Here is a 5,606-nt window from a genome sequence, read left to right as displayed (position 1 = left end):
CGTCGACAGGTCGTTCCCGAACGACGCCGTCTCCGACGTGAAACGGTCACCCGTCAGCTGCATACCGTCACCGGAGTCACCCGCGAAACGGATGATCACACGATCGACGCGGCGGATTTCCTTGCCGGCTCCATCGGGCGCAGGCTCGCCGCGCTGCTCGCCGATGGATCCACCGGCCCCGTCGGCCTGCTCGGCCGGGCTACTGACCTGGCTGGTCACTGAACTGGACCTCCTTCGAGGCGCGGGCGTTCGTTCCCAAGGCCAACCCTACGTCCGTGAGGATTTTCGGCCCCGGATCCGCCCGCATTCTGGACCGTCCGTTTCGGGACGGTCTGTCCGACAGACGTCGTGCTCTACGCGAATATTCCAAACCCCCCGGCCCTCACCGGCGCCGCTTTACCTGACAGAGTGTCAGCTGATCAAGACCTCAGATAGGTCAGGACGGCCAGAACGCGCCGGTGATCCCCGTCACTCGGGGACAGGCCCAGCTTCATGAAGATATTGCTTACGTGCTTCTCGACGGCCCCGTCGCTCACAACAAGCTGCTTGGCTACAGCGGAATTCGTCCGTCCCTCCGCCATCAGGCCCAGCACCTCCCGCTCGCGCGGGGTCAGACCGGCCAGCACGTCCTGCTTGCGGCTGCGGCCGAGCAGCTGGGCCACGACCTCGGGATCCAGGGCCGTACCGCCCCGCGCCACCCGGACGACGGCGTCCAGGAACTCCCGGACGTCGGCCACGCGGTCCTTCAGCAGATACCCCACCCCGGTGCTGGAACCGGCCAGCAGTTCGGTGGCGTACTGCTCCTCCACGTACTGCGACAGCACGAGCACCCCGATCCCGGGGTGCTCGCGGCGCAGGCGCACGGCGGCCCGTACGCCTTCGTCGGTGTGCGTCGGCGGCATCCGTACGTCGGCCACGACCACGTCCGGCAGCGCGTTCTCGGCCGCGAGGTCCGCCACCGTCTTGATCAGGGCTTCCGCGTCCCCGACGCCGGCCACGACGTCATGCCCCCGGTCGGTCAGCAGCCGGGTCAGGCCCTCCCGCAGCAGCACCGAATCCTCGGCGATGACCACCCGCACCCTGTCTTCCACGTTCAGCAGCTCCCGCGTCCACTCGTCACCCGGGACCAGTTCCCGGCGGGCCGGGTTCCCCCGCCCCGGCCAAGCATCCCAGCCCGAACCCCGAACGAGGGCCGGTCCAGGCCAACGGGCGTGTACGCGGAGGCAGTTTCAGGGCCGGGCCCGCCAGGGGAGCTCCGCCGTCACCGTCGTGCCCCGGCCCTCCTGTGAATCGACGACCAGCACCCCGTCCACGGCGTCCAGCCGTTCCGCGAGCCCCGCCAGCCCCGACCCGGCCCGTACGTCCGCCCCGCCCCGCCCGTCGTCGGAGACCTGCAGCAGCAGCCGCTCCCCGGACTTCCACACGTCGACGCCCGCACTGCGCGCCGCCGCGTGCTTGCTCACGTTCTGCAACAGCTCGGAGACCGTGAAGTACGCGATCCCCTCGATCGCCGCCACCGGCCGCGCGGCCGGGAGATCCACCGACACCCGCACCGGCACCGCGCACCGCGACGCCACCGACGACAGCGCAGCGTCCAGCCCCCGGTCCGTCAACACCGCCGGATGGATCCCCCGGGCGAGGTCCCGCAGCTCCTGGAGGGCGACCTTCACCTCACCGTGCGCCGCGTCCACCATCCGCGCCGCCGCCTCCGGGTTCTCGGTCAGCTTCTCCTTCGCCAGCCCGAGGTCCATCGCGAGGGCCACCAGCCGCGCCTGCGCCCCGTCGTGCAGGTCCCGCTCGATGCGCCGCAGGTCCGCCGCCGCCGTGTCCACGACCACCCCGCGGTCGGACTCCAGCTCCCGTACGCGGTCGTCGAGGCGGGAGCGCCCGAGCAGGCCGCCGATGAGGACCCGGTCGACGCCGGTCAGCGCCCGGATCACCCACGGGGTGGCGAGGGTGACGAGCAGCCCGGCCAGGCAGGTGGCGGCGATGGCGACCGGGGAGTCGAGGTAGAAGGTGTACTCGTCGTTCTGGAACAGCTGGAGGCCCGGCTGGTTCGTGTACGCGGGGAAGACCCAGAACCACAGCGGGTACAGCAGCGAGCTCCACCCGTACGCCCACAGGGTCAGGGCCAGGCAGAAGGAGAACACCGCCCACGGGAAGTGGACCACCGAGTACAGCACGTGACGCCAGGCGCTCCCGTTCTTGAGCAGCGCCCCCATCGCGGCCAGCGCCCCGCTCTTGCCCGCCCTGACCGGCGCCGGACCGGCGACCGGCATCCGCAGCAGCGCACGGGCCCGGCTCCGCTCCACCTGGCCGAAGCCCCGGCACATCGCGAGTACGCCGGCCAGGACGGGGATCCCGAGGAAGGTGACGAGCAGTCCGGCGCCGAGGGCCACGCCGGTGATGGCGAGGCAGAAGTACAGGGTGCTCAGCGGCAGCCCGACCAGCAGGAAGCCGAACTCCCGCCAGGTCCGCGCCGCCACGGGTGCCCGCAGCACCGTGGCGAGTCCGCCCCCGCCGCCGCCCTTGCCGTTGCCCATGATCCCGACCCGCCCTTCCTCGCACCGCTTGACCGGATCCACCCTGCCGCGCGGCCCTATCGGGAACCATGCGGCGGGTCGGCGTCTCCACCGGGGGGTTAACCCCACCCACCCGGGGGCCGGGGGGCGAGGTCGGGGCGGGGCCGGGCCCGGGTACGCCGACGGGGCCCCCGTCCACCCCGGACGCAGGCCCCGACGTTCAGGAAGCCCCGATCACGCGCGGTCGCGCCACGGCAGCTCCGCCGTCACCACCGTGCCCTCGCCCTCCGGGGACTCCACCACGAACACCCCGTCCACCGCCCGCAACCGCTCCGCGAGCCCCGCCAGCCCCGACCCCGCCCGCACGTCCGCCCCGCCCCGCCCGTCGTCCGAGACCCGGATCAGCAGCCGGGGACCCGCCCGCCACACCTCGACGCCCGCACACCGCGCCGCCGCGTGCTTGCTCACGTTCTGCAACAGCTCCGACACCACGAAGTACGCGATCCCCTCGATCGCCTCCGCCGGGCGCGCCGGCAGGTCCACCGCCACCTTCACCGGCACCAGGCACCGCGACGCCACCGACGACAGCGCCGCGTCCAGCCCCCGGTCCGTCAACACCGCCGGATGGATCCCCCGGGCGAGGTCCCGCAGCTCCTGCAGCGCGAGCTTGACCTCCCCGTGCGCCTCGTCGACCATCGCCGCCGCCCCCTCGGGGTCCTCCAGCAGCTTCTCCTTCGCCAGACCCAGCCCCATCGCGAGGGCCACCAGCCGCGCCTGCGCCCCGTCGTGCAGGTCCCGCTCGATGCGCCGCAGGTCCGCCGCCGCCGTGTCCACGACCACCCCGCGGCCCGTCTCCAGCTCCGCGATGCGCCGCTCCAGCTCGTCCGAGGGCGACAGCAGGCCCCGTACCAGCGCCCGGTCCACGTTCGTCATCCCGCGGACCAGGTAGGGAAGCACCGGCCACAGCACGAACAGCCCCGTCAGCGTTACCGTGAAGGTCAGCACCCCCCACGGCAGCCGGACCAGCTCGTACAGCACGGTCCGCCAGCCCACGGGGTCCTTGATACCCGCCCACAGCCAGGCGAAGAACCCGCCCGCCCGCCGCGGTCCGGGCAACGGGGTCGGCTCGGCCACCCGCACCCCCAGCAGGGCCCGCGCCCGAGCGCGTTCGAGCCTGCCGAGCTGACGGGACCCGTAGAGACCACAAGCGAGCAGGGGCAGTCCGACAGCGGTCACGGACAGGCCACCCGCCGTCGCGACCATGAAGACCGTATAGACAAAACCGATCAACGCCACCGGAAGATTGCCCAGCAGATGAGCGATCTCCTTCCACGTGACCGCGTCGTACGCGGGACGCACGGGAGGAGGGGACTGGGCTTGATCGTTCGCGGTCATGCGGCACAGCCTGCCAATTCCGCCCGCCCGATGCCATGGGGCGGCCCGGCGGCAGTGAACGGGGGATAACCCCACCCCGTGCGGCCCAGGCCCTAGACTCCCGTCCGTACCAGATCATCCAGATCGTCGACAGTGGCCGAGGAGCGAGGAACGGACGTGCCCGACCCAACGGTATCGACCGTGACCTTGACCGAAACCGTGACCGCCGCGGACTACTTCCGCAGCTATTCGGTCGTCGGCCTGCTCGCCGTCCTCGGCGTGCTCTTCGTCGCCGTGGCCTTCGGCGCCGGCCGCCTGCTGCGGCCCGTGGTCCCGACGCCCGAGAAGCTGCTGACCTACGAGTGCGGCGTGGACCCCGTCGGCGAGGGCTGGGCGCACACCCAGGTCCGCTACTACGTCTACGCCTTCCTCTACGTCATCTTCGCCGTCGACTCGATCTTCCTGTTCCCGTGGGCGACGGTGTTCGCCGCCGCCGGTTACGGCGCCACGACCCTGGTGGAGATGTTCATCTTCCTGGGGTTCCTGGCCGTCGGCCTGCTCTATGCGTACAAGAAGGGCGTCCTCGAATGGACGTGACACCGGAGCCCGTGATGCTGCCGGAGCCCAAGCGCCTGGGAGTCCTCTCCCGCCTCGCCCCGGAGCCGATGAAGGTGGTCCTGAACTGGGGCCGCCGCTACAGCCTGTGGGTCTTCAACTTCGGCCTCGCCTGCTGCGCGATCGAGTTCATCGCCGCCTCCATGGCCCGCCACGACTTCATCCGGCTCGGCGTCATCCCCTTCGCGCCCGGCCCCCGCCAGGCCGACCTGATGATCGTCTCGGGCACGGTGACGGACAAGATGGCCCCGGCCGTCAAGCGGCTGTACGAGCAGATGCCGGAGCCCAAGTACGTCATCTCCTTCGGCGCCTGCTCCAACTGCGGAGGGCCGTACTGGGACTCGTACTCGGTCACCAAGGGCGTCGACCAGATCATCCCGGTCGACGTCTACGTGCCCGGCTGCCCGCCCCGCCCCGAGGCCCTCCTCCAGGGGATCCTCAAGCTCCAGGAGAAGATCGCCCGGGAGTCCCTCGCGGAGCGGTACGCGGCCACGCCCTCCGTCTCCCAGCTGACCAGCGGGCTCGTCCCGCCCCCGGAGGCGGGCGCGTGAACCTCTACGACTCCCTCCCCGACGCGGCCGCGACCGTCTTCGGCGCCGAGGCCGTGGGCTCGTACGCGTACGACGTCCTGACGGTCGACGTCCCCGTCGGCTCCTGGATCCCGGCCCTGGAGATCGCCCGCGACAAGCTGGGCTGCACCTACTTCGACTGGCTGAGCGCGGTCGACGAGCCGGGCACCGGCTTCCGGATCTGCGCGCACGTCGTCTCCCTGGAGAACCACCGCGTACGCCGCCTCCTGCTGCGCACGACGGTCCCGCACGGCGCCCCCTCCTTGCCGTCCGCCGTCGCGGTGTACGCGGGGGCGGAGTGGCACGAGCGGGAGACGTACGAGATGTTCGGGGTCGTCTTCACCGACCACCCGCACCTGGTCCCCCTCCTGCTCCCGGAGAACTTCGAGGGCCACCCGCTGCGCAAGGACTTCGTCCTGGCGGCGCGCGTCGCCAAGGCCTGGCCCGGCGCCAAGGAGCCGGGCGAGGCCCACGACCCGGACGCCCCCAAGCGCCGCCAGATGCTCCCGCCGGGCGTACCGGACCC

Annotated in this window: 6 protein-coding genes and 1 pseudogene; 3 read left to right on the top strand and 4 right to left on the bottom strand. The window is 71.8% G+C overall.

Annotated features, from left to right (window positions below):
* The 4 genes and pseudogenes from ACFV0Q_RS37590 to ACFV0Q_RS37575 all read right to left on the bottom strand — a co-directional run.
* Positions 1 to 219, bottom strand: a pseudogene (locus ACFV0Q_RS37590) (2-oxoglutarate ferredoxin oxidoreductase subunit alpha); the annotation flags it as partial.
* Positions 220 to 419: 200 nt separating this feature from the next.
* On the bottom strand, positions 420 to 1,079 hold the full coding sequence (locus ACFV0Q_RS37585) for a response regulator transcription factor (protein ID WP_030241187.1): 660 nt from the start codon (positions 1,077 to 1,079) through the stop codon (positions 420 to 422).
* A 150-nt stretch (positions 1,080 to 1,229) separates the two neighbouring features.
* Positions 1,230 to 2,543, bottom strand: a complete 1,314-nt coding sequence (locus ACFV0Q_RS37580; RefSeq protein ID WP_385011990.1) for a sensor histidine kinase — start codon at positions 2,541 to 2,543, stop codon at positions 1,230 to 1,232.
* 213 nt (positions 2,544 to 2,756) lie between these two features.
* Positions 2,757 to 3,917: a sensor histidine kinase gene (locus ACFV0Q_RS37575; protein ID WP_385011989.1), complete on the bottom strand. Its 1,161-nt coding sequence runs from the start codon at positions 3,915 to 3,917 to the stop codon at positions 2,757 to 2,759.
* A gap of 156 nt (positions 3,918 to 4,073) precedes the next feature.
* Here ACFV0Q_RS37575 and ACFV0Q_RS37570 point away from each other — a divergent pair, with 156 nt between their 5' ends.
* The 3 genes from ACFV0Q_RS37570 to ACFV0Q_RS37560 all read left to right on the top strand — a co-directional run.
* Complete coding sequence (locus ACFV0Q_RS37570; protein ID WP_266574617.1) at positions 4,074 to 4,493, top strand: NADH-quinone oxidoreductase subunit A; 420 nt, start codon at positions 4,074 to 4,076, stop codon at positions 4,491 to 4,493.
* The gene (locus ACFV0Q_RS37565; protein WP_385011987.1) at positions 4,484 to 5,062 is read left to right on the top strand and encodes an NADH-quinone oxidoreductase subunit B; all 579 of its coding nucleotides are present in this window, start codon (positions 4,484 to 4,486) and stop codon (positions 5,060 to 5,062) included. The genes ACFV0Q_RS37570 and ACFV0Q_RS37565 overlap by 10 nt, the downstream gene beginning before the upstream one ends.
* The coding region (locus tag ACFV0Q_RS37560; protein WP_385011985.1) for an NADH-quinone oxidoreductase subunit C at positions 5,059 to 5,606 on the top strand (548 nt) is incomplete at its 3' end. The genes ACFV0Q_RS37565 and ACFV0Q_RS37560, both read left to right, overlap by 4 nt.

The organism is Streptomyces sp. NPDC059564 (assembly GCF_042735575.1).
Lineage (GTDB): Bacteria > Actinomycetota > Actinomycetes > Streptomycetales > Streptomycetaceae > Streptomyces.
The sequence above is the reverse complement of the archived record's forward strand: the minus strand, read 5'-3'. Positions and strand labels throughout refer to the sequence as shown.

Excerpts from the sequence above, each read along its gene's own strand:
- ACFV0Q_RS37580 (WP_385011990.1), bottom strand. The coding sequence starts at position 2,543 with ATGGGCAACGGCAAGGGCGGCGGCGGGGGCGGACTCGCCACGGTGCTG.
- ACFV0Q_RS37565 (WP_385011987.1), top strand. The coding sequence starts at position 4,484 with ATGGACGTGACACCGGAGCCCGTGATGCTGCCGGAGCCCAAGCGCCTG.
- ACFV0Q_RS37575 (WP_385011989.1), bottom strand. The coding sequence starts at position 3,917 with ATGACCGCGAACGATCAAGCCCAGTCCCCTCCTCCCGTGCGTCCCGCG.